Genomic DNA, 25695 nt, shown 5'->3' on the forward strand with positions numbered 1-25695 from the left:
GGCGACCACTCGAAATGTGCGCAGATCGAGCGGTTCGGCATCAATCCCCCGCCCACGGCACGCTTCCTTCCAGGGCCCCGCCCTGATCGTCGGCGAAATCCAGCTGACCGATCAGCGAGCACCCGCTGCCGAAGGCCACAGATTGCGAGAGCGACGGACCGCACCCGCCCAAGCCTTCGCTGCGCGGATGTTCGAAGAACGCAGTTCAGCTGCAGCAGCCGGCACCGGAGGCGATGGCTTCCTTCTTCGCGGTGGCGCTGCAGCACGACCCTTCGGCCGTGGCATCCTCGGCGGTGCCACAGCACGCCTGGACCGCTTCGGCATCGCCGAGTTCGGGTGCGGCACCGAGTTCAGGCGCCGTGCCGAACGTCTCACTGTCCGCGAGGACGGTGTAGACCTCCCAGCGCTCCTTGTCCGGTGCGGTGACCCAGACCTTGTCCTGGGTGGCGAAGCAACAGGTGGTGGCGATCTGTTCCTCGGTGAACAGGCCCGCTTCCGAGAGGCGGGAGATTTCGGCATGGACCTGGTCCGAGGTTTCGACCTCGACGCCCAGGTGGTTGACGCTGCCGCCCTGGCCGGGGTTCTCGATCAACACCAGTTTCAGGGGTGGCTCGGCGATGGCGAAGTTCGCGTAGCCGGGCTTGCGCTTGGCGGGTTCGGCATGGAACAAGGTCGAGTAGAACTGCACGGCCTGCTCGATGTCGTCGACGTTGAGAGCTAGCTGGATGCGGGACATGAGAAACAACCTCCACTTGTGAGACATATGTCGAAGAACTGACGCTGTCGAGTCTGGTCGCCTTTTCGACATATGTCAATGCCGCGGGTAGTGTTGATCGCATGCCCAAGACGTTGCCTGTGATCGACATGTCCGCTCCGGTCTGCTGCGCGCCGGTCGCGGCCGGGCCGGTGGACGAGAACGCCGCGCTGGAAGTGGCGCTGCGCTTGAAGGCGATCGCCGATCCGGTGCGCGTCCGGCTGCTGTCGCTACTGCTGACCAGCGAAGATGGGCAGGAGAACGGCGGCGATCTCGCGGCGGCGGTCGGGTTGTCGGAATCGACGGTCAGCCATCACCTGGGCCAGCTCCGCAAGGCGGGCTTGGTCGAGTCCGAACGCCGCGGCATGAACACCTTCCACCGCGCCCGCCGCGACGCCCTGGCCGCACTGTGTGTGGTGCTGGACCCCAACTGCTGCCGGTGAATTCGGCGGTCGATTCCGACGGCCGCCGCCTCGGATAGTGCGCCGACGAATCCGGCGCCGCGCGACGGCCGGCCCTGCGCAGTCATGCAACGGAATCGGGACCGCGACGGTCCGACGTGCGAACTGCTATCGCGCGGACGCCGCTACGGATCTGTCAGTGCTCTGGAGGCGAATGCGCGTTTGCCCCCAGAGCAACTCACGCGACGTCGGCATGATCAAACGTCGGGCCGGAAGGTGCTCATCGTGGCAGGACGGTGATGCACTGATACCGATGGTCGCCCCAGGATCCGAATGGCGCTACGTTCCAGAGCATTCCGGATTCCCGCAGCTCGGGGGTGTATATCTCACTACCCCCGCTGTTGAAGTAGCCATATGAGGTTCCAGCAGACGCGTGACCGGATGCGCTCAACGACTCGTTCATCGCGTCGACGAATGCGGAGAAACGCGCCGAGTCGTTGGTCTCCTCGTCCGCCGCAGCGGCAGCATTCTGAGACCAATCGCTGTATTGATCGACAAGCGAGTCGGGGGGCGTCGGCGCATCGGGCGATAGGGCGATGGCCTCGTAGGCGCGGGGCCTGTCGCTGAATCCCGTTGCTGCCCAACAGATCGACGACGCGTCTCCACGATCGGCACCGTAGGGACCGTATGTCGGATAGAAGACGCCGTAGCCGTGGATTTTCAGGTTCAAGCCGAAGCGGCTGGTCCAGCCCGGCAGGGCGTTCTGGAAGATGCTCAGGCATTGCTCGTCGTCGCTCGCGCCCTCTTCCGCCTGGGTGGCAGCCATCATGCAGGCGAATTGGAAGATGTCGGGGGTCGCGTCGTCCCGGCCTGCGCCCGCGGCCGACAAGTAATCGTTCAGCGCCTCGGACGGGTTTTGCAGGTCGCCGCGCGTGGGCATCTCGAATATCTCGATCGTCTTCATTCCGTAGTCCTCCTTGGCTCGATTGCTTCGTGCACTCGTCACTTACCGGGGACCATGAGCCCGACTGACGCATGTCTCGCTGCACTTCTCCATGCGACGGCTCTGAGGAGAGAGCGAATCACATCACCGGCACAAGGTCCTCGCACATCGCGGATGAGCAGGGCATGCGAGACAGTCAGGGCTCGTTCGCGATGTGACAGGCGACGAGTACCGGCACCAAGAGGTCCAGGATGGAGAGTTCGTCGGCGGCGGGTGCGTCGTCTATGAGCGAATCCAGGATCGGCGCGGCGTACACGCGTCCGGCGTCGGGGCCGACCACCGTGCGTGCGCTGGCGATCAGCTCGTACAGCACGACCGCGAAGACATGTGCGCGCCGGGTGCCCGGATATCGGTCGCGGCAAGCGGCATCGGCCAGGGCGGTGTCGATCGCCGCGATCAGGTCGGCGAGAACAGCGATCTCGGCCATGGCTCGATGGTCGTAGTTCATGAGGCCGCCTGTGGTCGCTGGAAATGGATTTCGGCCCTCATCGCCATGGGGTGACCCGGAACCGGGGCGCGGGGGTACGCCAGCCGTCACCATGCTTCGTGCACGATTCGGATGTCCCGTCGCATAGGGGTTCGGTTGTGCGACAAGGTTTCCCGGTTCCGGGTACACATCCGATCATGCCGGGTCACAATCCCTCCTGGAAGGTAACGAATATGCAGCCTTCAGCAATCGACAGCAATGACCGTCTGACAGTGCAAGGGGGCACCGTGGCAGATGTGGTGACGATGTGGACCGGCGCGGAGGTGAAGGCGCTCCGGGACGCGTGCAGGCTGACCCAGAGCGAGCTCGCTGAGCTGCTGCGTTGTGGTCAGCGAACGGTCAGCTTTTGGGAAAGCCGGCTACACCGCCAGGTGAGCGTCGGCTTTCAGGCGCGGCTGGACAGGGTTCTCAAAGATGCGGACCATGGGGCACAAAAGCGTTTCCGAGTGTTGATTGGAGACTTGGACGTGAACCGGCGAGACTTCATTGCCACGACCGGCGCGGTCGTCGGCGCGGCAACACTGAGCAAAGGTGGTTCTCCGACCGTCACGCCGGACGCGATCGGCCACCTGCGAAGTACCTTGCACGCGGCGCAGCTGTTGGACGATCAGCTCGGCTCCGATGCCGCTCGACCGATCATCGAAGCTCAAGCACAGACCTGCGCGGCTCTGCTACGGGAGTGTCCCGCGGCGTTGCGCCCCGCGCTGCAATCATTGACCGGCGAGGCCGCCGCCAGCAGCGCATGGGCGGCGTGGGACCAAGGCGATCTGGAGCGGGCCTACCAGCTGTTCCGGATCGCCTACCAGCACGCGGAGGAATCCGGTGACGCCGACATCGCGACCGGGATTCTCTGCCACCGCACCCAACTGGCGGTGGAACAGCGACAGTTCCGCACCGCCGCGGGCATCGCGGACGGCATGCTGCGCATCCCCGTGCAGGACGGTCGCGTCGACGATTTCCGAAAGCTCTGCGCCGCACAGGCATTCGCGTCCGACGGACGGAAATCCGATGCGTGGCTGCAACTCTTCCGGGTGAGCGGCGACTTCACCGAGCAGACCACACCGGACGAGTCGTACTGCTATTACCAGAGTGCGTGGACGACCGGCGCCATGACCGCCCGGTGCCTCGAGAAGGGCGGCGAGGTGGGCGTGGCGGCGGACACGATCGAGGACGTGCTGAGCCTCATCCCGGCCCACGCCAGTCGCGACCGTGCGCTGTGGAGCCTCAGCCTCGCGCAGCTGACGGTCGCGCACGATGTCGACCGCGCGTGCGAGGCCGCCCGAACCGCGCTGGAGCTGGCCGCGCAGAACACCTCGCCACGGGTGCGGCAGGCCTACGCGCAGACGCGAGCGAAATTCGAACCGTGGGCGTCGACGCAACCGGTGCGCGAGCTGGACTCCTACGCGGCGGGCGTATTGCTGGTGTAGGCGGCTGTTTGTGCCCACGTTGCCCGGGTACGCGACCACTGTCCGACTCGCCCCGAAGGTGTCGACCACGACGCCCGAGGGGCGCGCCGGACGAAGTACGACCGCAGACCAGCGCCGGGCCGGGCAAGGGCGAGGCAGCCGCCGATCCACATGCCTACGCGCGGCCGGGCGAGGAAAGGAGTACACAGTGAGCACCATGGCCGCCACGGTGGACGTCGAGGTCCCGGTTCGCACCGCCTACAACCAGTGGACGCAGTTCGAGTCGTTTCCGCAGTTCATGGAGGGTGTGGAAGCTGTCCGACAGCTAGATGACCGGCACACGCACTGGCGTATTCATGTCGGCCCGTCGACGCGGGAGTTCGACGCGACCATCACCGAGCAGCATCCCGACGAACGAGTCGCCTGGAAGTCCGACAGCGGGCCCAACCATGCGGGCGTCGTCACGTTCCATCGGCTCGACGACACCCACACCAGAGTGACCGCGCAGATGGATGTCGATCCCGAAGGGTTCGTGGAGAACGTCGCCGACAAACTCGGCGTCCTGAAGCACCGGGTGAACGGTGACCTGCAGCGCTTCAAGCAGTTCATCGAGGGCCAAGGCTACGAGACCGGCGCTTGGCGCGGTGACATCCCCCGCCCGGACGCCTGATCAGCGCGACGACCGGCGGCGCCACCCAGCTCTGGGGGCGCCGCCGACGGTCACACGGAGTCCGTGCCCGCGGCGGTGTGGTCCGCGGGCACGTGCGGTTCGGGAGGCACCTGAACCGGACGCAGCAGTGCCCAGGCCACGAAGGCCAGCGCCACCACGCCCATGCCGATCCCGGACCACAGGTTCACGTTGACGCCACCCGTCTTGGCCTGCTCGGCCGCCGTGTCGTGCACCAGGCCGGTGACGACGAGGACGACCGCGTAACAGCCGAGTAGTGCGCCTACAATGGTGCGGATATCGAAAAGCATTGCGCCAGCTCCTTATCCGACGAAGATGTTGAGGGCGATCACGAGGGCGAGCGCGATGCCCGCCAGCAGGACCGGGCGCTGATACCAGGGCAGGGTGTCGGCCTCGGGGTCGGTGCGCACCTCTTTCGGCGTCTCCGAGTACACCAGCCCGATCAGCTCGGCCGCCGGTTTCGGCTGGGTCACCTGAGTCACCGCCACGCTGACCACGATGTCGACCACGAACGCGACGCCCGCCGCGACGAAACTCGATCCCTGACCGGACAATTGGAACACCTCGGTCTCGTGCAGGATGAAAACCACGATCGCCGAACCGGTTCCGCAAACCAGGCCCAGCCAGCCCGCCGTCGGGGTCATCCGTTTCCAGAACATGCCGAGGATGAACGTGGCGAACAGCGGCGCGTTGAAGAAGCTGAACAGGGTTTGCAAATAATCCATCATGTTGCTGAACCCGGAGGCGATGAACGCGGTGAAGATCGCGGCGACGGTCGCCCCCACGGTGGCCAGCCTGCCCACGCCGAGGTAGTAGCCGTCCGCCTGCTCGCGCCGCACGTACTGCTGCCACAGGTCGTAGCTGAACACGGTGTTGAACGCGGAGACGTTGGCCGCCATGCCCGCCATGAACGCCGCGAGCAGGCCCGCCAGCCCCACGCCGAGCAGACCGTTGGGCAGCACGTCCTTCATCAGATACAGCAGTGCCTGGTTGTAGGTGGTGTCGCTCTCGACGTCCGGATTCGCCGTCTCCGCCGCTTTGTACTCGGCCATCTGCGGCGCCAGGACCGCGCTGATCATGCCGGGGATCACCACGATGAGCGGGATGAACATCTTCGGATAGGCGCCGATGATCGGGGTGCGCCGCGCCGCCGAGATGGAGTGCGTCGCCATCGCGCGCTGCACCTCGACGAAGTTGGTGGTCCAGTACCCGAACGAGAGCACGAACCCAAGTCCGAACACGATGCCGAGCATCGAGAGGAAGTTGTCGCCGAACCCGCTCAACGCATTGCCCGGCCAGGATTCCAGCTGCTGCGCTCCACCTGGCGACGCGGTGACCTTGTCCCGCAACCCTTCCCAGCCGCCGACCTTGTGCAGTCCCACCAGGGTGAGCGGCAGCAGCGCGGCCACGATGACGAAGAACTGCAGCACCTCGTTGTAGATCGCGGCCGACAGGCCGCCGAGGGTGATGTAGGACAGCACGATCGCCGCCGCCACGATCACCGACACCCACAGCGGCCAGCCCAGCAGCACGTTCACGATGGAGCCGAGCAGATACAGGTTGACGCCCGCGATGAGGATCTGCGCGATGGCGAAGCTCAGCGCGTTGACCAGGTGGGCGCCGGTGCCGAAACGCCTGCGCATGAACTCCGGCACGCTGCGGACCTTGGACCCGTAGTAGAACGGCATCATCACCACGCCGAGGAACAGCATCGCCGGAATCGCGCCGATCCAGAAGTAGTGAAAGGTCGGGAAGCCGTACTCGGCGCCATTGGCCGACATGCCCATGATCTCGACCGCGCCGAGGTTGGCGGAGATGAACGCCAGACCGGTCACCCAGGCGGGTAGTGAGCGGCCGGACAGGAAGAAGTCGATGCTGGAGGACACGCGCTGCCTGGCCAGCAGGCCGATGCCGAGCACGAACACGAAGTACAGGGCGACCAGCGCGTAATCGACCGGCTGCGCGTCCAGCCGGAGGGTCTCCGCGGCTTCGATGTGCGTGGTCGGCGCCGCGTGGTGCGACATGACCGGCACGGCGAGTACGTATGGATCGGCAAGCGGCACAGCGTTCCTCCTGGCGGTGAAACCGGGCGTCGAACGAGGTCGTTTCGTCGTGCGAGATCGTGCGTCGTGCTGGTCCTGCCGGCGCGCGCGACCTCCTCGTCGCCCGCCGAATGGTGTCGGCTGACACATACTGTGCGTGATCATGCCCGCCGGCGTGGCACATTCACGCAGAAATCTGGACGGTCGCTCAGCCGATCCGGTGCGCTCCGGCCGATGGCACGACCACGAACGTCCGGGGATCGGGGACATTCATGTCGGCGAACCGCCTTCGCACCGACTCCGCCACGGCCTCGGTCCGCTCCTGATCGACCAGGGCGATGGCGCTGCCGCCGAATCCGCCGCCCACCATGCGCGCGCCGTGCGCACCCGCGGCCAGCGCGGCATCGACCGCGGCGTCCAACGCGAGGGTGGACACTTCGAAATCATCGCGCAGCGAGGCGTGCCCCGCGGTCAGGATCGGGCCGATACCCCGCGGGTCGACGCCGCCTCGCAATTTCTCGGCAACCGCAAGCACCCTGGCGTTCTCGGTCACCACGTGCCTGGCCCGGCGGCGCAGTACGTCATCGGCGATCCGGTCGGCGTCCGCCGCGGAGGCGACGTCGCGCAAGCTGGCGACGCCGAGCGCGGCGGCCGCGGCCGCGCATTGGTCGCGGCGCTCGGCGTAGCGGCCGTCGACCAGCTCGTGCGGCTGCCCGGTATCGATCACCAGCAGCTCGAGTCCGGCGCTGTCCAAGTCGAACGGGATCTGCTCGTGCGCGACCCCGCGCGGCGCGGTGGTGTCGGCGGCGAAACCCCGTACATCGAGCAACAGCGCGTGCCCGGCGGTGCACAGGATCGCGGCCGACTGGTCGAGCAGGCCGGTCGGCGCACCGACGTAGTCGTTCTCGGCGGCCCTGGCCACATCGATCACCGCGCGGTCGGTCAGGCTGGGCGCGAACAGGTCCCGCAGCGCGACCGCTACCGCGCACGACAGCGCCGCCGACGACGACAACCCCGCGCCGATCGGCACCTCGCCGTCCAGATCGAGGTCGACGCCCGGAATCCGCAGCCCGCGCCGCGCGAACTCGGCGACCACACCGAGCGGATAACGGGACCATCCCGGCACCCGCGTCCGTTGCGCGGCGAGTTCGGACACCGCGACGACCACCGGCTCGCCGGGCCGCTGCCGGGAGCCGACGCACACTCGCCCGTCCGTGCGCGCCGCCGCCGTGCAGCGCACCACCAGCGGCAGCGCGATGGGCAGGACATAGCCCTCGTTGTAGTCGGTGTGCTCACCGATGATGTTGACCCGCCCTGGTGCCACCCACGTCCGCAAACTCGTACCTCGCTGTCCTCGTCGCTCGTGTCAGGTTACGAGACACGCCACCGGAACAGGGCTTTCCGCGCGTTCGGATGCGCGATCGGCGTTCTTCCCGCACAGTCGATTTTGACGGAAGGCGGCCCTGCAAATCTGTGGCCGCCCGGAATCGGGAGGGCATGATGATTCACGACATTCCGCTCGGCGAGTTACGCGCACGGCCTCGGACCGATCGTCTGCGTCCGATCCCGGCGCCACTGACGATCGAGATCGGCGCGGCGACCGGCGCGGGGCCGACCGCCATGTCGGCGTTCGACGCGGCATTGCGTGGCCTCGGCGTCGGTGAGGCCAACTTGATCCGGCTGTCGTCGGTCATCCCGCCGCGCGCGACCGTCGAACGCATCCACCGGGTGCGCAAGCCGATCCCTTGGGGGGATCGCCTGTACTGCGTCTACGCCGTGCGGCACGTTACCGGCCAGGGGGCGACCGGCGCGGCAGGCATCGGCTGGACGCTGCGTGACGACGGCTCCGGCGCGGGGCTTTTCGTGGAGCACGAGGCCGAGACGGCCGAGGAGGTGACCGCCCTGATCCGGGCCAGCCTGGCCGACATGACCCGCCACCGCGGCAACGGCTTCGGCCCGGTTCAGCTGTGCACGGTCGACACCACCTGCGACGGCGATCCGGCCTGCGCGCTGGTTCTCGCGGCCTACCACACCAGCCCGTGGGGTCCGCGATGAACGAGATCTCCGTGACCGTCGAGAGGACGATTCCGGACGAACGCATCGAGGTGTTCCATCGCCTCTACGAGGAGGCGTTCGGCCCGCTGCGCGCGAAGGCGATCGCACGGCAGGTGCTGCATCCCGAGGAGTTCCGCGAGGAGATGAGCGATCCGCGCGTGCAGAAGCACGTGGCGTGCGGCCGCTCCGGCGAGCCCGTCGGCGTGACCACCCTGACCAGGCATCTCGAGACCGTGCCGTGGATCAGCCCGGACTATTTCGCCGCCCGCTACCCCGAACACGCGGCACGGGACGCGATCTATTACGCGGGTTTCACCCTTGTTGCGCCAACTGCCCGACAAGGGGCCGCGTTCCATGCCATGATCAAATCAGTTGTCCAGGTTTTGGTTGCCGAACGCGCGGCGGTCGGTTGGGACATCTGCTCGTACAACAACACTCGGTTCTCGTTCGCCGACAGTATTCGGGCAGTGCTCGACGAACAGGCGGACGTCGAAGTCGCGGTGGAGGATTCACAGATCTACTACGCGGCCCGGTTCACCGGGGACGGAGCGACCAAGGGGGGCTGATGACACCCAGCGAGCAGCCGCAGACCAGCTCTCGGCGCCACCTCGGATTTCGCTGGTACGCAGTGTTTCTGGGCGGAAGCGCGGTCGCGATCGCGATGCACCTGGCGATCGACTCACGGCTGCTGTCGCTGGTGACGATGGTGATCATCGTCGGAGAGACGCTCGCCATGATCGCCGTCGGCGTGCACACGCACCGGCCCGCGCACCCCCTGCCGTGGTATCTGCTGTCGGCCTCCGCCGTGCTGTTCGCGATCGGCACCACACTGCGCGGCGCGTCCGGTGGCTATCCCGATCCGATCGATGATGCGTTCACCCTGCTCGGCTACCTCGGTGTCGGTCTCGCCGCGCTGATCTGGCTGTGGCCGCGCCAGGTACACGGCAACTACGACTTGATGCTCGATTCCGCGCTGATCGGGCTCGGCGCGCTGCTCGCATCCTGGACCTTCCTCATCTCGCCGATCCTGCGTTCCACCGAAGCCGGCGCGGACATCCTGCTCGCGGCGGTCTACCCGGTGCTCGACGCGCTGCTGCTCACCCTGGTCGCGCACTCGATGGCCACCTCCACCCGTGCGGAAACCTCGCTGTGGGTGCTGCACGCCGGGTTGATCGCGATCCTGCTCGGCGATCTGGGCTACAGCTTGCAGACCGCGGGCGCCACGGTGCTCGCGCGCGAGGCCCTGCTGGCTCCGCTGCTGGCCGCCTACGCCACCGTAGGGGCCGCGGCGCTGCACCCCACCATGGCGACGCTCGGAGCGCCGCGGCACATCCACCCGCATCACTCCAGACAGCGCGCCAGCCTCATCGCGATCGCCTTGATCGTGGCCTCGTTGGTTCCGGTGGTCGGATCCAGCCTCGACCAGCTCGACCGCGTGGTGGTGTCGTCGCTGTTCGCGCTGTTACTGATCGGCATGCTGGTGCGCAGCGAGCGTGCCATCGTGCGCAGCGCCCGCAGCGAGCGGCGCGCGCAATACCAGGCCGACCACGACATGCTCACCGGGCTGCTGAACCGCGCCGCGCTGCTGCGCACGCTGCGGCAGCATCGCGAACGCTGGGCCGAGCAACCGATCTGCCTGCTGTTCATCGACTTGGACGACTTCAAGCGGGTCAACGACAGCTACGGACACGCGGTGGGCGACGAGCTGATCGCGACCACCGCGGCCCGCATCCGCCGTGTGGTGCGCCGCGAGGACGTCGTATCCCGATACGGCGGCGACGAATTCGTCGTGCTGTCCCCGCTCGCACGGCCGGAGGCATCCGTGCTGGCCGAACGGCTGATCGGCGCGTTCGTCCGGCCGTTCGGGCTGAGCGCGGGCGAGATTCCGATCACCGCGAGCGTCGGCATCGCCTGCGCGGGTCCGCGCGGCTCCGACACCGCCGTGCACGGGCTGATCCGGGACGCGGACGCGGCCATGTACCACGCGAAGCAGTACTCGCTGGGTTACGCCTTCCACGAGGACGCGCGGCGCCCGTCCGCCGATGCCGAGGAACCCCGGTCCGGCAGGCCAGGTCGACAAGACCGACGCGATCGCTCCGACCGGGTCCGGCGCGCGACGAGCACCGCGGTGTGACTCAGTCGCTCAGTTCCTCCAGCAGGCGCTTGGCCTCCGCCAGCTCCGCCTGCAACTGCTGCACCTTGGCTTCCTGCGCGCCGCGCAAGGTCTCCATGACCCCGGCGACCACCTCGGCGACCTCCGGGTGCAGGATCTTGGCCGCCTGCGCCACCGCGGAACTTGCCACCGGAAGACCGCGCACCGTGCGCTTCTTGCCGCTCACCACGTCGACCGACCACTCGCCGTCGGCGGTGCCGGCCAGCGTCACCGTGACCTCGGGCGCCTTCGATTTGCGAGGAGCGGCCTTCGCGGGCTTCGCCGCGTTCGCCGCCGGGGCCTGCTTGGCCGCGCCTTTGCCCGCGCTGTCGGATTCGCTCGCTGCGGGGGCGCTCGCCAGCGGTTTCGGGGTGGGGGCGCTCGCGGGAGCCGGCGCGGTGCTCGTCACGGTAGACGGCTGGGTCACAGCGGATTCCTTCCTGGTTGTCGACTTCGGCTGGGCGGTGCTACCGGCCGCCCCTCGCGGCGGCTTGGTCAAGGTCACCTCGGTCGGCGAGAAGGACAGTACATCCTTCGATCCGGTCGGCCGGATCTGCAGGAAGTCTCCGTCGGCCGGGTCGCCGAGCGCGACCACCTTGCCCGAGCGCCCCTCCGGGACGCCGACCGCGGCCGAGGTGAACCACACCATAGGCGGGCGGCCACCGGCGATGTCCGTGGCGATCTGTTGAATCTCGCTGTCCGACAGAGGCTGCGGCTTGGTTCGTGGCGACGGCATGGTGACTCCGAGCAAGTTCGTGGTTGGCTGCGTGCACAGATGATGCCGCACGACGCCGACAGATTCTCGCGGCAGGCGTCGAATCGAGTCGCCCGCACCCAGCTCCGCACAGACAGCGAACTTCTGGCTACGCTCGCGTTGACCCTCGCAGGGCGTTCGGCAACCCGCTTTGACACCGGCATGGACGGCATGATCTGATTCCGGCGAATCCGTTTGCCAGCACCGATGATCCGGCGGCGACCCGCAGCGGTCCGCGTCGAACCGGTAACTGGAACGAGGCGACCAGGGGGGCCACATGACCCATGCGCGGCATTCGGCGGTGCTCGCCGCCGCACCACTACACACCGGACCGCTCTTCGGCGCGGTCACCGTCACCGTGCTCGCGGCGGGTGTGATCGTCTTGGCGATGATCGCCGGAAACCGCAGGCCACAACCGCCTTTCGACACCGGCCACCGTTATGGCATGCGGACAAGCGACATTCCGTTCCTGGTCGGCGCGGCAGCCGGCGTCGTGGCGCTGCTCGGCGGCATCGCCTGCCTCGTCCTCATCGCGCCGGTGGCAACCGACGACACCGCCGCGGAAGCGCCTGATCCGCTGGCCGCAACGCGGCCCGGCGATTGCGTGGCGATTCCCGCGCCCCACGCCTCCGGCGGGGTCCCCGCCACCGTTCTCCCCGCGCGCTGTGACACGCTGCCCGCCAACTTCCGCGTCCTCCAGACCGGTTCCTGCAGCGATCCGCGTGTCGAACGGGAGCATCGGCCCACCGGCCGCGCCGGGCGGGAACAGGCCAACCTGTGCCTCGCGCCCGATTGGCAAGCGGGCGTCTGCTACGACGTCACCGACTGGCATCTGCCCCGAAAGGTGGACTGCGCCCGAGTCGGCAAGAAGATCATCCGGGTCACCGCCGTCCTGCCCTACACCACCGGCGCCGACACCTGCCCGCGTGACACCGACGGCTCGAACGCGGTCGGGTGGCCGAACCGGGGAATCACCCTCTGCATGCGAGGTTTCGACCGGCCCGACGAATAGGCCACAGCGCTCGGGCGCCGAGTCAGCTCGGCGTGGTCGGCGCACGCAGTGCGGGAAACCAGATGTCGGTGAGCACCTCGGCGGCCTGCTCCGCGGAGACCTCGATGGTGCCCTGCATCGCCCACCGGGTGAAGAAGCGTTCCAGTTGCGCCACAAGCAGTTCCACGCGCAACCGTGCCTCTTCCTTGCGGTCGTCGGGCCAGGCGGCGAGGTAGGCAGTCATCGCGTTGGGCAATGCCAGGATGCCGTTGCGGGCGATCTCGCGGAACTCCGGCTCCAGCGCGGTCGCTTCGTCCCAGGCGGGCAGCAGGTCCTTGTACTCGTGGAACCATTCGATCGCGCGGGTCACCCAGCCGACGAACTCGGCGCGCGAACCGGTCTCCAGTACCCGGTCGAGATCCTGATAGAAGTGCAGGGCGCTGGGCGCGGTGCCTTGCTCGGCGATCGCCCGCAGGATCTCCAGCTTTCCCGCGAAATGCAGATAGAAGGTGGCGCGGCTGCAGCCGACCGCGGCCGCGATGTCGTCCACCCGCACGGCCGCGTAGCCGCGGGCGGCGAACAGCTGCTTGGCGGCCTCCATCAGCCTGGCCCTGGTCTGCTGTTTCTGCTCCTCCCGAAGGCTGGTGTTCGCGTTCGTTCGCATGCTGAACAGATACCTCGCGTTCGTGGAAAACCAGTGGCTGACGTGCGACTCCCGCTGAGCGAGTCTACGTCGGGCGAAGACATGAGCGCTTTCACTAGACACTACGTCATTCACTAGACACATAGTCTACCGAGTGTTACCTTGTTGCCTACGTCACTCCGGCGCTCGACGCCGGACGGTTCGGCCAGGCACCACGCACGGTGCCGCCCAGCACGAGGACAGCGAATGACGTCAACCGCACTCCCCCGGGTCTGCGTGATCGGCGCGGGACCGTCCGGGATCACCGCCGCCAAGCGCCTGCACGACCACGGCATCCCGTTCGACTGCTATGAGGCCTCCGACGAGGTCGGCGGCAACTGGTATTTCAAGAACCCCAACGGCATGTCGGCCTGCTACCAGAGCCTGCACATCGACACGTCCAAGTTCCGTTTGGCGTTCGAGGACTACCCGGCACCCGACGAGTGGCCGGACTTCCCCCATCATTCCCAGCTGTTCCGGTACTTCCGCGACTACGTCGACTATTTCGGCATCCGTCACCGAATCGTGTTCAACACCAAGGTGACCGGCGCGGAGCGCGGCGAGGACGGCCGCTGGCTGATCACCACAGCCGATGGACAGACCCGGGATTACGACGTGTTGGTCGTCTGCAACGGGCATCACTGGGATCCTCGAATTCCGGACTATCCCGGTGCATTCGACGGAACGCTGCTGCACAGCCACGCCTACAACGACCCGTTCGACCCCGTGGACATGCGCGGCAAGCGCGTCGTAGTCGTCGGCATGGGCAATTCCGGCCTCGACATCGCCTCCGAGCTGTCTCAGCGGTTCCTCGCCGAGAAGCTGTATGTCTCCGCCCGGCGCGGGGTGTGGGTGCTGCCGAAGTACGTCAACGGGAAGGTCGGCGACAAGCGCTCGATGCCGCGCTGGATCCCCCCGACCGTGGGGCTCAAGCTCAAGCAGCGCTTCGTCCGGAAGTTCCGCGGCAACATGGAGGACTACGGTCTGCCCAAGCCCGACCATCTGCCGTTCGAGGCGCATCCGTCGGCCAGCGAGGAGTTCCTGCACCGGGCCGGCTGCGGCGACATCGCCTTCAAGCCCGCGATCACCGCGCTCGAGGGGCCGCGGGTGCGCTTCGCCGACGGCAGCGCCGAGGAGGTGGACGTGATCGTCTGCGCCACCGGCTACCGCATCTCCTTTCCCTTCTTCACCGATCCGGACCTGCTGCCCGACAGCGAGAATCGCTTTCCGCTGTTCAAGCAGATGATAAAGCCGGGCATCGACAATCTGTTCTTCCTCGGCCTGGCCCAGCCGCTGCCGACGCTGGTGAATTTCGCCGAGCAGCAGAGCAAGTTCGTCGCCGCGTATCTCACCGGCCGCTACCACCCGCCGACGGCGGACGAGATGCTGGCAGCCATCCGGTCCGCGGAATCGGCCAGGACGGGCCGCTACTACGACTCACCCCGGCACACCATCCAAATCGAATTCGAACCGTACGTGCGGGATATGCAGCGTGAACTGGCGCGTGGCGCGAAAAGGGCCGCCGCCGCGGGCAATTCGCTGCCGGTTCCGGCCCGAGCGCCGCAGCACGTGTGAGGCGGCGATGACTACTACGACAGGCACCACCACCTCGGGATTCTGCGCCGAGCGATTCGCGTGGGTGCGAACGGAGCTGGAGCAGCGGCTCGCGTCCGGCGACGAACTCGGCGCGTCGATCTGCGTCACGGTCGACGGCGAACCCGTCGTCGACCTGTGGGGCGGCTACCGCGATCCCGAGCGCAGCACGCCGTGGACCGGCGACACCTTGGTCAATGTCTTCTCCCTCACCAAGACCATGACGGCGCTGTGCGCACTGCTGCTGGTCGAGCGCGGCGAACTCGACGTGCACGCGAAGGTGGCCAGGTACTGGCCGGAGTTCGCGGCGAACGGCAAGGGCGGCATCGAGATTCGTCATCTGCTCGCGCACACCTCCGGCGTCTCCGGATGGCAGCCGCCGATCGCGCTGACCGACATCTACGACGTGGAGGCCGCCGCCGCCCGGCTCGCGAGCCAGCCGCCGTGGTGGGAGCCGGGCACCGCGTCCGGGTACCACGCGCTGGACTACGGCCATCTGATCGGCGCGGTGATCCGCCGGATCACCGGACGCTCGCTCGGCGAGTTCTTCGCCGACGAGATCGCCGGGCCGCTGGGCGCGGACTTCCACATCGGCACCGCACCCGAACACCACGGGCGGATCGCCACGCTGATTCCACCGGCGGTGCCGGAATTCGACCTGGCCGCGCTCGACCAGGAGAGCGTCCTGGTCAAAACGCTCACCAGTCCGCTGCTCGACATCGCGGAGACGGCGAGCGCGGCGTGGCGGCAAGCCGAGATCGGCGCGGTGAACGGGCACGGCAACGCGCGGTCGGTGGCGCGGGTGCAATCGCTGGTGTCCTGCGGTGGAGAGCTGGACGGCCGGAGACTGCTGTCGGACGAGACGATCGATCTGATCTTCCAGCAGCAGTCCGACGGAGTGGATCTCGCGCTGCTGGTACCGCTGCGGTTCGGTATCGGCTACGGTCTGCCGCAGCGGCAGACGGCCCCGGAAGTGCCCGACGGGCGGGTGTGCTGGTGGGCCGGGTACGGCGGCGCGATGGTGGTCAACGATCTGGAGCACCGGCTCACCTTCGCCTACACCATGAACCGGATGGCCCCTGGCTTGATCGGCTCGGACCGCGCCGACGCCTATCTGCGGGCGACGTTCGAGGCGGTGCTCCGATGATGCGGGCGCTACAGCTCACCGAGCCGGGTGTGCTGGAACTGCGCACGGTACCGACCCCCGAGATCGGTCCGGCCGATCTGCTGCTGCGCGTCGGCGCGGCGGGCATCTGCCATTCGGATCTGCACGTGCTGCACCTCCCGTTCCGGATGCGCGAAGAGCCGCTGACTCTGGGCCACGAGATCGCCGGGACCATCGAGGCGATCGGCGACGCGGTCGACGGCCGCCGTCCCGGTGAGCGCGGCGTGGTGTATCTGTGCTGGTCGTGCGGAGTGTGCCGGGAGTGCGTCGGCGGCAACGAGAACGTCTGCCGTGCCGCGGGCCGCACCGCCATGCCGCCCTGCCCCGGGCTCGGGCCGGATGGTGGCATGGCGGAGTACATCCGCGTGCCCGCGAGTTCGTTCGTGCCGATCGGCGACCTGGATTTTCTCCAGGCCGCGCCGCTGGCCGATGCCGCCCTGTCGAGTTATCACGCCATCCGCGGCGCTCGCGAGCAGCTCGGCCCGGGTTCGGTGGCAGTGGTCATCGGGGTAGGCGGGCTCGGTCACGTCGCGGTGCAGATCCTCACCGCGACCACGGCGACCCGGGTACTGGCCGTGGACGTGAGCGCCGACAAACTCGAACTCGCCGCGCGGTGCGGTGCGGCCGAGGGACTCGTGGCGAGCGACGAAACCGCGCGCGAGATCCTCGACCGCACCCAAGGCCGTGGCGCGGACGCGGTGTTCGACTTCGTCGGCGTCGACGCGACCGCGCGGCTCGCGGTGGAGTCGGTGGCGCCCAACGGGGCTTACCGGATGGTCGGCCTCGGCGGCGGCGCCCCGGAGATCACGGCGGCACCGGCAGGCGGGCCGGGCTGGCCGTGGGGCGCCTCGGTCCGAAAGTCGTACGGGGGCACTAAATCCGACTTGATCGACGCCGTGGCCTTGGCTACGTCGGGCAGGCTACGGGTCGAGGTGGAGCGCTACGCCCTGGCCGAGGGCCGCGACGCCCTCGGCCGGCTGGAGCGGGGCCTGGTCACCGGCCGAGCGGTCCTGGTCCCCGAGCCGTGACGAACCAGTGCTGTGCAGTGACGAGGAAGTAGCCGATATGACAAAACCATTCGATCCGCAGGCGTTCGCGGCGCAGGCGGCGGCCCAGCTCACCGGCCCCGGTGGCCGGTTCGAGATGGTGGTCGAGAACGTACTCGGCGCGCCCATGCCGGTGATCCGGAACCGGAAGACCGCACTCGGCGAGGTGCTCGCCGCCTCGGTCGAGCACGGCGACCGGGACTACCTGGTCACCGCGGACCGCAGGATGTCGTTCACCGAGCACGCCGCCGCCGTCGCCGCACTGGCCACGGCCCTGCGGGAGCGATACGGCGTCGGCAAGGGCGATCGCGTCGGCATCCTCGCGGCGAACACGGCCGAGTGGGTGGTCGCGTTCTGGGCCGCGCAGGCGCTCGGCGCGATCGCGGTGGGCTACAACGCGTGGTGGGCGCCCCCCGAGATCGCCTACGGCGTGCGGCACACCAGCCCCACCGTGCTCGTCGTCGACGCGAAGCGCGCGGCGCTGCTGGCGGAGCTGGACATTCGCGTCCCGGTGCTCACCATGGAGCACGATGTTCCCGCGCTGCTGGCCGAGTTCCGGACCGACGCTCTGCCGCACGCCGAGGTCGGCGAGGACGATCCCGCGGTGATCCTCTACACCAGCGGCACCAGCGGGCGGCCCAAGGGTGCGGTGCACTCGCATCGGAACCTGGTGGCGGTGATCGACTATCACGTCTTCAACGACGCGCTCGCCGCCGCATTCACCGGAGCCACCGACCTGCCCACCGGGCGGCGCTACCTGCTCACCTCGCCGCTGTTCCACATCGCCAGCCTGCACAACCTGGTGGTGCCCCGGCTGGTCACCGGGGACGCGGCCGTTATCCACCAGGGGTCGTTCGACGCCGACCGGGTGCTGCGACTGATCGAGGCCGAACGGATCACCAACTGGGGCGCGATGCCGACCATGGCCACCAGGATGCTCGAACTCGACCTCGCCGGCTACGACCTGTCCTCGCTGACGGCGTTCTCGCTGAACTCGGCGCCGTCCTCGGCCGCGCTGCAACAGAAACTGCGCGATCAGCTGCCCGTGGCCCGTACCGCCCTGGTGACCAGCTACGGGCTCACCGAGTGCAGCACCGCCGCGACGCTGGCCGGCCCGGCTGAGCTGGCCGCGTTCCCCGACACCGTGGGGCGCCCGGTCCTCGGCGTCACGCTGGAGATCCGCGACAAGTCGGGCAACCCCGTCCCTGACGGCGCCGAAGGCGAGATCTGCGTGCGCAGCCCGTATGTGATGCTCGGTTACTGGCAGGACGAGGCGGCGACCGCCGCGGCGATCACGTCGGACCGCTGGCTGCGCACCGGTGACATCGGCGTCCTGGAAGACGGCAGGCTGCGCTTGTCCGGACGCCGTTCCGATCTCATCCTGCGCGGCGGGGAGAACGTCTATCCCACCGAGATCGAGCAGTGCCTCGAGGAACATCCCGCGGTGCGCGAGTGCGCGGTGGTCGGCGTCCCGGACGCCGACCTCGGGCAGCAGGTCGCCGCCCTGGTCGTGGTCGAAAGCGACAGCGCCACAACCGAAGACGAGCTGCGCGTGTTCACCGCCGAACGGCTCGCCTACTACAAGGTGCCGGCGCGCTGGCGGCTCACCACCACCGCGCTCCCCCGCAACGCGACCGGCAAGGTGATGCGGTCTGGTCTCACGGTGTGAAATCCCCGATGTGAAACAAGCGCCCGCACCTGCGCGTGCAGGCCACCGCGCGGTGTGCCTGAGCGCCCTCCTGAGCGGGTATCGCCACGTAAAATCGTGACACACCAGGCAATCGTTCGCCGGGCAGCTCGCAGGGAGTCGGCGTGGACGTTTTCGAGCATCGAGGCAGAGGCGTGGCCTTCGACCGCGCGGGTAGCGGGTCGCCGGTCGTGTTCCTGCACAATGCCGGTGCGCAACATCGCATCTGGGACGACCAGGTCGCGGCGCTGCGGCGCGAGCACGAGGTCTTCGCGCTCGACCTTCCCGGCTACGGGCGATCCGAGCAGCCCGCGGCGGGCTACCGGCTCGCCGACTACGTGGACATGCTCGACGCGTTCCTGACCGCGCACCGGCTCACCGGCGTGGTGTTGATCGGCAATTGCCTCGGCAGCGCCACCTCGCTGCGCTACACCATGGACCATCCGGCCGTAGTGCGCGCGCTCGTCCTGATCAATCCGCTGACCTGGGACACCGTGAGTTCGGGGCAATCGGCGGGCCTGGCCTGGGCCGACGCGCGGCTGCCGCTGGCTCCGGTAGCTCGCCGGATCAGCCTGCCCAGCTGGGCGGTCGCGCTGATCGTCGCGAATCAGCTGGGGCCGCGTGGTCGCGGCCGGAAACTACAGCACGAACCGCGAGTGCGGGCGCACTGGTCCGATCGCGGCAGGCTGACCGCGTTGCACGGCTTGGTCCAGGATTTCCCGGCCTACCGCGCGCTGGACGCGTTCGATCCGCCCGCCGGGTTCCCGCCGATCTGCACGATCTGGGGGCGGCGCAATCGCATCCTCTCGGCCGAGGCGGGCAAGCGCCTCAACCGCGCGCTGCGCCCGCACACCGCGGTGGAGATACCCGACTGCGGTCACCTTCCCATGGTCGAGGACCCGGATCGGGTCACCGAGATCATCAGCGGTTTCCTGGCGGCGGCCGCCGCCAGAAAAGAAGCGAACGGCTGAGCCGCGCTCAAAGGGGAGCCACGGTCGGGCAGAGTTCGGCGAAGCCGGTGGAGCGCGCGCCGCACCCCGTGCACTCGAAGGCCATGCCGAGGTCGAGCATCCAGTTGATGCGGGCATGACAGGTCTCGCAGAGGAAGTCGACGCCCGCGGTATGGCAGCAGGACCGTTTACGGATCAACCAGTCGGCGCGATGACGACACCGCGCGCCGTCGAATCGGAACGTGCACATCGGCTCGGCGGGTAGCCCCGCGACGATGGCTTCGAAAGTCGTTGTAGAGGCAGCTGTTCGCACAGCGGACACCTTCCGGCAGAGCAGGGTGGAAAGTGGGAGAACCGGCCCGGATCCGGGTGCGGCCCCCGTCTCGATAATCGCCCGCCATGGATTTGCTGTTATCCGGGTGAGGCGGCGTTCACAGGATGGTGGCCGGGCGTGTTTGGTCACCCGACGCGCGGGAATCCGGTCGGTAACGGCATCGAGAGAAGGGGATTTGTCATGTTGTTGCGCCGACTCGCCCGGCCGCTACTGGCCACCGTGTTCGTCGTCGATGGAGTCGATACTCTGCGGCGCCCGGACGAGCGGGTCAAGGCCGCGAACCAACTGGTAGAGCGTGGGCGGCGACAGCTGCCCGACGAGATTGCCGCGAAATTGCCCGCTGATCCGGCAACCGTGGTGCAGATCAACGCGTTCGCCCAGGTGGGCGGCGGTGTGCTGCTGGCGCTCGGGAAAGCGCCGCGCCTGGCCGCCTTGGTGCTGGCCGCGACCGTCGTACCCGCGACCGTGACCGAGCAGGATTTCTGGAACGAGCAGGATCCCGCACGGAAGTCGGCGAAGCGAACCGCGTTCCTGAAGGATCTCGGACTGCTCGGCGGCCTGATGATCGCCGCGGCCGACACCGAGGGCAAGCCGTCCTTGGGCTGGCGCGGACGCCGGGCCGCGCGCGACGCGGCCGCCACGGTATCGGCGGCGCTTCCGTTCGGGGCGACCTCGAACGGCGCGACCGGAGCCGCATTGCGCAAGACCGCGCACGAGGCCGCCGAACGGGCGCGAGCGCTCGGGGCCGTCGCCGCGAGCAAAAGCGCGGAGCTGGCCGAGACGGCACAACGGCACGGGCCGGAGTGGGCGGAGGCGGCCAAGGAACACGGCAGCGACCTCGCCGAGTCCGCGAAGGTGCACGGCGCCGAATGGGCGGAAATCGCCCGAGAGCATGGCGCCGACTGGGCCGAAATCGCGAAAGAACACGGCGCGGACTGGGCCGAAATCGCAAAAGAGCGCAGCGCCGAGTGGGCCGAACTCGCCAAGGAGCGCGGAGGTCACCTCGCGGAGCTGGCCAAGCTGCGCAGCGCGGAGTGGGCCGAAATCGCCAAGGAACGCGGAGCCGAACTGGCCGATCTCGCCAAGCACCGCGGACCCGAGATCGCGCACGAGGCGCGGGAACGCGGGGCGCACACCGCCCACCTCGCACGGGAGCGTGGAGCCCGAGCCGCGCACGCCGCACGCGAGAAGCTCGAAGCACAGCGCCGCTGACGCTTACCTCGACGGCCGCGCCGCCTCCGTAGGAGCCCGGCGCGGCTGCTGCCTGCCTCCGAGGACGACCTAGGGCCTGACCCGCGTCAGTTCCGCGGCGGCCCGGCCTTCGTGCAGTGTGGGCGCGAGCTATACGAATTTCGTCCGACGACGCAGGACGGCACCTGCTCGCGGCACGGCTGCAGAAGACACCTCCGCCGACGCCCGTCCTGCGGTTACCGCACAGGAGTCCTTCCAACCGCATCGGTTCGGCGGCTGCGTCGACCTTTCGCACAGGCGCCTACAGACGGCTTTTCTCCGACGACGCGTCCATGGGACTACCTCACCGTCATCCGGTGGGCGCGGGCCTCGAACGAACTCCGCCGATGACGCCCATCAGGCGGTCTCGTCGTAGCCGGGTGCGCTATCGGCGAGGGCGGCGTCCAGCGAGCGGACGCGATGAAATCCCGCGGACAGGCCGGTGATCTCGATGGCGCGGTCCACCGAGCGCACCTTGGTGATCAGGATGATGCGGCGATGTGCTCGTGTGGCTTCGGCTTGCGCCTCGACCAGAACGGTCAGGCCCGCTGCCGCGAGGAACGTGACCGGCGACAGATCGAGCACGAGCGTTCTTGTGTGGCATAGCGATCTGCGGGTCAGCTCGGCCCGCAGCCGGGGTGCGGTCGCGAGGTCGATCTCGCCGACCACCATCAGCAGCGTCACGTCGCGGCGCGGGCGGCACACCGAAAACCGAAGCGGGTCAGTCCGTTCGGTGTGGCGGGACATGCACTGACTCCTGGCCGGACGCGGGCACTGTACAGACCATGTGCTTTCCAGTGAAGCACTGCGCGATAAGTCTGTACAGACACGCCACAGCCGGACGCAGCGGCGGAGAAGTTACGACGTGTTCGCGCTACCTCCGCACGAAATCGTCACCGCCTCACCATTGAAATGGCGGCCGTGCTCGGAGACCAGCAGCAGCACGGCTTCGGCTACTTCGGCGGGCTGGATCAGATCCGCGTTCGGCGGGCCGGATTCGATGATCGCCATCCAGTCCTCCTTGGTCGGGTTCTCCTTGTCCGGCACCATGAGGCGCCAGGTGGCGGGGTTCTGGATCATGTCGGTGTCCACGCCGGAGGGCAGCAGCGCGTTCACCGTGATGCCGTACTCGGCCACCTCCAGCGACAGCGACTTCACCAGGCCCAGCACGCCCCACTTGGTGGCCGCGTAGTGCGCAGCGTTGCGGACACCCATCTTGGCCACGATCGACGAGGTGGCGATGACGCGGCCCCAGCGGCGCTCGATCATATGCGGGACCACCGCACGGAAGCTGTGGAATACGCCGGTCAGGTTGGTGTCGATCATGTCCCGCCACATCTGCTCGTCCATCTCGGCGATGGCGGAATGGGACGCGATGCCCGCGTTGGCGACCAGGATGTCGATGCGGTCGAACTCCTCGATCGCGCGCTCGGCCACCGAACACACCTGCTCCAGGCTGCGCACGTCGGCCCGCACGGCGATGCAACGCCGACCGGTCCGCTCGACCAGCTCGGCGGTCTCGGCCAGATCGCCGGGGGTGCTCAGCGCGTAGGGAAGACCCGGCACAGGTGCGGCGACGTCGCACACCACGATGTCGGCACCCGCACCGGCGAGCGCCAGCGCATGCGCGCGGCCCTGTCCGCGGCCGCCGCCGGTGATCACCGCCACCCTGCCGTCGAGATTCCCCATGTCGGGCCCCTCACCAGTCGATATCCGCTTCGGCCGCCATCCATCGTGTCACGTGCGGGTGCGGTCGGCGCCCGATTTCGGTCTGCGCCGCGGTGGCTTGCATCGAGCAGGTCTCCGGTTCCAGCTCTCGCCCTCTCAGCACCGGCGCCGCGGCTCCGATACCGGCGAATTCCCACGAATGGGTATCTGGACACGGACGCGCCGTCCACCTTCGATGCGGGCCCGGTGACCGCAACGCATGGCTTCCAGGGGGCGGTGCGTCGAAATCCACAGGCGCAGTGGAACAATGCGTATCGTCCCCACTCCGGAGCGGGCACGGCTACGGCACGGGTGAGCCGACCCGACTACGGCAGGGACAGCACGTGCAACCCCACCGACCCGACCCAGTGACGGCGTGAGTGCGAGTACGCTGCGCCCCGGGACGACCGTGCCTGCTCGTCGTTCCGGGGCGCGGTCCAGCGCATCCACCATGGTTCCTGGAGCTCGATGACCGATTGTGAGTACCTTGGCGTGAATCTCGACCGACAGCCCGGCGCCACACCGCCGGAGCACGACTTCCCGACCGAGCACGATTGCGCGGTGGCCGACCGGATCACCGGCCAGCGACTACGCAGGTTGATCCATACGGCCGTCGGCCTTTCCGACGACTCCATCGATTTGCTGACCACCATGACCGGGCGCCTGCGCGCCGCCGAGGGCATGCTCCCACGCGACCCGCTCGACGACTGAATACAGCGCGACCGAACCGGAGCGCCGTACCACCCCGACGGGGGCAGTTGCCGAAGCGGCAACGTTATTTGCCAGTTCTCCACAGTCGGGTGGATCGTGGTTTCATGAACTCCACACACCACCATGCGGACGGGACGACGCCCACGACGACGGTCGAGTACTGGGAGGCCTTCTACGCCGAGCGCGAGCAGGTCTGGTCGGGACGGCCGAACGCTCTGCTCGTGCGCGAGATCGCAGGGGTCGCACCGGGTTCGGCGCTGGATCTGGGCTGCGCCGAGGGCGCCGACGCGATCTGGCTGGCCCAGCGTGGCTGGCAGGTCACCGCCGCCGACGTCTCGGAGACCGCGCTCGCCCGCGCGCGGGCCGAGGCACAGCGGCTGGGGTTGTCGGAGCAGATCGGCTGGCAGCGGCACGATCTCGCCGAGAGCTTTCCGTCCGGCCTTTTCGACCTGGTTACCGCGCAGTATCTGCACTCACCGCCCGCTCAGGACGGTGAGCGGACGAGGATCCTGCGCCGCGCGGCCGAGGCGGTCGCGCCGGGCGGCCTGCTGCTGATCGTCGGGCATGCGGAATGGCCGAGCTGGGTGGTGGAACCGCCTCTCCACGTGCACTTCCCGACCACCGCCGAGGTGCGCGCGGGGCTGGCGCTGGACCCCGCGGAATGGCAGGTGGAGGTCGACGAAGTCGTCGATCTCGAGCACGCCGGGCCGGAGGGACAGCCGGGCACCAAGAAAGACAACATCCTGCGCATTCGCCGTCGCTGAGGGTTCCGCAAACTATACGCGAATCTCCTTGCGGCAGAGGGGAATTCAACGGACGACCGTGACCCGTTAACTCCGATATTACCCAGGTTTCATGGATCGGATACGGATTTCTCGATAGTGTGGACGATACCTACAGCGCGGTGGGAATTGAGAATCTCACGTCGGTCGGGGGGAATGTCGCCCGTAGGAGATCCCGGTGAATAATCCAGTGTACGCGCGCGTGTTGGGTCCATTGACGCTCGCTCTCAACAATCACAACGCAACGCCGACCGCGCAGAAGCAGCGGCAGTTGCTGGCTTTACTGCTGGTCCGGCATGACACCGTTGTGCCGGTGACGACGCTGATCGAAGAATTATGGAACGACGATCCGCCGCGCAGCGCCGTGACGGTCGTGCAGACCTATGTCCTCGGAATTCGGAAGAAGATGGCCGAACAGCTCGGCGTGGGGCAGGCGGAAGTGGCCGAACGTTTTCTCCGTACCCGCAGCAAGGGCTATTCGTTCGATGTGAAGGATTGCGTTTTCGATCTGCGTGACTATCAGTCCATGTCGGCGGCCGCCCGGTGCGCCGCCAAGACCGGCGACGACCAGCGCGCGGTGGATCTGTTCAGCGCGGCGGAAGCGCTGTGGAGCGGTCCGGCGCTGGTCGACGTGGAGGGCGGCATCCCGCTCGCCGCGGAGGTATCGCACCTGGACCACCTGCGGCTGACCAACATCGAGCTGCGGGTGGAGGCGGAGCTGCGCCTGGGCAGGCACCGCGAGGTGTGCCCCGACCTGGCCCGCCTGACCATGCAGCACCCGCTGCACGAGCGGCTGCAGGCGTACTACATGTTCGCCCTGTGCCGCTCGGGCCAGCGCGCCCGCGCTTTGGCCTCCTACCAGCAGTTCAGCCGGTCGATGCAGCGTGAGCTCGGCCTCGACCCGTGCCAGAAGCTGCAGAAGCTGCACCAGGACATCCTGGCCGCTTCCGACGTCTCGGTGAGCGCGATGCTGAACAGCCGCCACGCCGGCTACCTGATCGGGTGGTACTCCCCCGAGTTCCGCACCGCCTCCGCCGAGACCGCCTGACCGCCGGAAGTCTCGGCAGCCCGGGTC

At 68.1% G+C, this 25695-nt stretch carries 27 protein-coding genes and 1 pseudogene; 17 read left to right on the forward strand and 11 right to left on the reverse strand.

Going from position 1 to position 25695, the window contains the following annotated elements:
• Window positions 1–205 precede the first annotated feature (205 nt).
• A complete protein-coding gene (locus IU459_RS05850) occupies window positions 206–736 on the reverse strand; it encodes an ArsI/CadI family heavy metal resistance metalloenzyme (protein WP_195128422.1) in 531 nt (176 codons plus the stop codon).
• 101 nt (window positions 737–837) lie between these two features.
• Here IU459_RS05850 and IU459_RS05855 point away from each other — a divergent pair, with 101 nt between their 5' ends.
• Window positions 838–1197, forward strand: coding sequence for an Rv2640c family ArsR-like transcriptional regulator (locus tag IU459_RS05855; RefSeq protein WP_195128423.1), 360 nt, complete (start codon window positions 838–840; stop codon window positions 1195–1197).
• Window positions 1198–1435: 238 nt separating this feature from the next.
• On the opposite strand, the gene IU459_RS05860 is transcribed toward IU459_RS05855, so the two are convergent.
• A complete protein-coding gene (locus tag IU459_RS05860) occupies window positions 1436–2119 on the reverse strand; it encodes a hypothetical protein (protein ID WP_195128424.1) in 684 nt (227 codons plus the stop codon).
• 175 nt (window positions 2120–2294) lie between these two features.
• Window positions 2295–2606, reverse strand: a complete 312-nt coding sequence (locus IU459_RS05865; protein ID WP_195128425.1) for a hypothetical protein — start codon at window positions 2604–2606, stop codon at window positions 2295–2297.
• Window positions 2607–2890: 284 nt separating this feature from the next.
• On the opposite strand from IU459_RS05865, the pseudogene IU459_RS40025 reads away from it, so the two are divergent.
• The 3 genes and pseudogenes from IU459_RS40025 to IU459_RS05875 all read left to right on the forward strand — a co-directional run.
• A pseudogene (locus IU459_RS40025) lies at window positions 2891–3043 on the forward strand (helix-turn-helix domain-containing protein); the annotation flags it as partial.
• A gap of 69 nt (window positions 3044–3112) precedes the next feature.
• The gene (locus IU459_RS05870; RefSeq protein WP_228837420.1) at window positions 3113–4072 is read left to right on the forward strand and encodes a hypothetical protein; all 960 of its coding nucleotides are present in this window, start codon (window positions 3113–3115) and stop codon (window positions 4070–4072) included.
• Window positions 4073–4268: 196 nt separating this feature from the next.
• Complete coding sequence (locus tag IU459_RS05875; protein ID WP_228837473.1) at window positions 4269–4721, forward strand: SRPBCC family protein; 453 nt, start codon at window positions 4269–4271, stop codon at window positions 4719–4721.
• Window positions 4722–4771: 50 nt separating this feature from the next.
• On the opposite strand, the gene IU459_RS05880 is transcribed toward IU459_RS05875, so the two are convergent.
• From IU459_RS05880 to galK, 3 genes are all read right to left on the reverse strand, one after another.
• Window positions 4772–5029, reverse strand: coding sequence for a hypothetical protein (locus tag IU459_RS05880; RefSeq protein ID WP_195128428.1), 258 nt, complete (start codon window positions 5027–5029; stop codon window positions 4772–4774).
• 12 nt (window positions 5030–5041) lie between these two features.
• The gene (locus tag IU459_RS05885; RefSeq protein ID WP_195128564.1) at window positions 5042–6763 is read right to left on the reverse strand and encodes a sodium:solute symporter family protein; all 1722 of its coding nucleotides are present in this window, start codon (window positions 6761–6763) and stop codon (window positions 5042–5044) included.
• A 226-nt stretch (window positions 6764–6989) separates the two neighbouring features.
• Complete coding sequence (galK, locus tag IU459_RS05890; protein WP_195128429.1) at window positions 6990–8117, reverse strand: galactokinase; 1128 nt, start codon at window positions 8115–8117, stop codon at window positions 6990–6992.
• Between the two features lie 161 nt (window positions 8118–8278).
• Between galK and IU459_RS05895 the strand changes: the two genes are divergently transcribed.
• From IU459_RS05895 to IU459_RS05905, 3 genes are read left to right on the forward strand one after another with little or no spacing between them, the layout of a single operon-like run.
• Window positions 8279–8836, forward strand: coding sequence for a pyruvoyl-dependent arginine decarboxylase (locus tag IU459_RS05895; protein ID WP_228837421.1), 558 nt, complete (start codon window positions 8279–8281; stop codon window positions 8834–8836).
• Window positions 8833–9402, forward strand: a complete 570-nt coding sequence (locus IU459_RS05900; protein WP_195128430.1) for a hypothetical protein — start codon at window positions 8833–8835, stop codon at window positions 9400–9402. The genes IU459_RS05895 and IU459_RS05900 overlap by 4 nt, the downstream gene beginning before the upstream one ends.
• Complete coding sequence (locus IU459_RS05905; protein ID WP_195128431.1) at window positions 9402–10970, forward strand: GGDEF domain-containing protein; 1569 nt, start codon at window positions 9402–9404, stop codon at window positions 10968–10970. Before IU459_RS05900 ends, IU459_RS05905 begins: the two co-directional genes overlap by 1 nt.
• 1 nt (window position 10971) lies before the next feature.
• Here the strand turns inward: IU459_RS05905 and IU459_RS05910 are convergent, their stop codons facing one another.
• The gene (locus IU459_RS05910; RefSeq protein ID WP_195128432.1) at window positions 10972–11724 is read right to left on the reverse strand and encodes a DUF6319 family protein; all 753 of its coding nucleotides are present in this window, start codon (window positions 11722–11724) and stop codon (window positions 10972–10974) included.
• A 295-nt stretch (window positions 11725–12019) separates the two neighbouring features.
• Here IU459_RS05910 and IU459_RS05915 point away from each other — a divergent pair, with 295 nt between their 5' ends.
• Window positions 12020–12754, forward strand: coding sequence for a hypothetical protein (locus IU459_RS05915; protein WP_195128433.1), 735 nt, complete (start codon window positions 12020–12022; stop codon window positions 12752–12754).
• A 22-nt stretch (window positions 12755–12776) separates the two neighbouring features.
• Here the strand turns inward: IU459_RS05915 and IU459_RS05920 are convergent, their stop codons facing one another.
• Complete coding sequence (locus IU459_RS05920) at window positions 12777–13397, reverse strand: TetR/AcrR family transcriptional regulator (RefSeq protein WP_195128434.1); 621 nt, start codon at window positions 13395–13397, stop codon at window positions 12777–12779.
• A 225-nt stretch (window positions 13398–13622) separates the two neighbouring features.
• Here IU459_RS05920 and IU459_RS05925 point away from each other — a divergent pair, with 225 nt between their 5' ends.
• The 5 genes from IU459_RS05925 (at window position 13623) to IU459_RS05945 (ending at window position 19877) form a co-directional block, all read left to right on the forward strand.
• Window positions 13623–14990 (forward strand): flavin-containing monooxygenase, encoded by a 1368-nt coding sequence (locus IU459_RS05925; protein WP_195128435.1) that lies wholly within the window; start codon window positions 13623–13625, stop codon window positions 14988–14990.
• Window positions 14991–14997: 7 nt separating this feature from the next.
• On the forward strand, window positions 14998–16155 hold the full coding sequence (locus IU459_RS05930; RefSeq protein ID WP_195128436.1) for a serine hydrolase domain-containing protein: 1158 nt from the start codon (window positions 14998–15000) through the stop codon (window positions 16153–16155).
• Window positions 16155–17201: an NAD(P)-dependent alcohol dehydrogenase gene (locus tag IU459_RS05935; protein ID WP_195128566.1), complete on the forward strand. Its 1047-nt coding sequence runs from the start codon at window positions 16155–16157 to the stop codon at window positions 17199–17201. The genes IU459_RS05930 and IU459_RS05935 overlap by 1 nt, the downstream gene beginning before the upstream one ends.
• A gap of 37 nt (window positions 17202–17238) precedes the next feature.
• Window positions 17239–18888 carry a class I adenylate-forming enzyme family protein gene (locus IU459_RS05940; protein WP_195128437.1) on the forward strand — a complete coding sequence of 550 codons (1650 nt, stop codon included), beginning with the start codon at window positions 17239–17241 and terminating at the stop codon, window positions 18886–18888.
• Window positions 18889–19031: 143 nt separating this feature from the next.
• Complete coding sequence (locus IU459_RS05945) at window positions 19032–19877, forward strand: alpha/beta fold hydrolase (RefSeq protein WP_195128438.1); 846 nt, start codon at window positions 19032–19034, stop codon at window positions 19875–19877.
• 7 nt (window positions 19878–19884) lie between these two features.
• On the opposite strand, the gene IU459_RS05950 is transcribed toward IU459_RS05945, so the two are convergent.
• Entirely contained in the window at window positions 19885–20169 is a 285-nt protein-coding gene (locus IU459_RS05950) for a hypothetical protein (RefSeq protein WP_195128439.1), read from the reverse strand.
• Between the two features lie 201 nt (window positions 20170–20370).
• Here IU459_RS05950 and IU459_RS05955 point away from each other — a divergent pair, with 201 nt between their 5' ends.
• Complete coding sequence (locus IU459_RS05955; protein WP_195128440.1) at window positions 20371–21402, forward strand: DoxX family protein; 1032 nt, start codon at window positions 20371–20373, stop codon at window positions 21400–21402.
• Window positions 21403–21777: 375 nt separating this feature from the next.
• Here the strand turns inward: IU459_RS05955 and IU459_RS05960 are convergent, their stop codons facing one another.
• Together IU459_RS05960 and IU459_RS05965 are read right to left on the reverse strand one after the other, a co-directional pair.
• On the reverse strand, window positions 21778–22167 hold the full coding sequence (locus IU459_RS05960) for an STAS domain-containing protein (RefSeq protein WP_195128441.1): 390 nt from the start codon (window positions 22165–22167) through the stop codon (window positions 21778–21780).
• A gap of 111 nt (window positions 22168–22278) precedes the next feature.
• Complete coding sequence (locus tag IU459_RS05965; RefSeq protein WP_195128442.1) at window positions 22279–23109, reverse strand: mycofactocin-coupled SDR family oxidoreductase; 831 nt, start codon at window positions 23107–23109, stop codon at window positions 22279–22281.
• A 486-nt stretch (window positions 23110–23595) separates the two neighbouring features.
• Between IU459_RS05965 and IU459_RS05970 the strand changes: the two genes are divergently transcribed.
• From IU459_RS05970 to IU459_RS05980, 3 genes are all read left to right on the forward strand, one after another.
• Window positions 23596–23838 (forward strand): hypothetical protein, encoded by a 243-nt coding sequence (locus tag IU459_RS05970; protein WP_195128443.1) that lies wholly within the window; start codon window positions 23596–23598, stop codon window positions 23836–23838.
• Between the two features lie 104 nt (window positions 23839–23942).
• Window positions 23943–24602 (forward strand): class I SAM-dependent methyltransferase, encoded by a 660-nt coding sequence (locus tag IU459_RS05975; protein ID WP_195128444.1) that lies wholly within the window; start codon window positions 23943–23945, stop codon window positions 24600–24602.
• A 196-nt stretch (window positions 24603–24798) separates the two neighbouring features.
• Window positions 24799–25668, forward strand: coding sequence for an AfsR/SARP family transcriptional regulator (locus IU459_RS05980; RefSeq protein ID WP_195128445.1), 870 nt, complete (start codon window positions 24799–24801; stop codon window positions 25666–25668).
• Window positions 25669–25695: the final 27 nt, after the last annotated feature.

It is taken from the genome of Nocardia amamiensis (assembly GCF_015477605.1).
Lineage (GTDB): Bacteria > Actinomycetota > Actinomycetes > Mycobacteriales > Mycobacteriaceae > Nocardia > Nocardia amamiensis_A.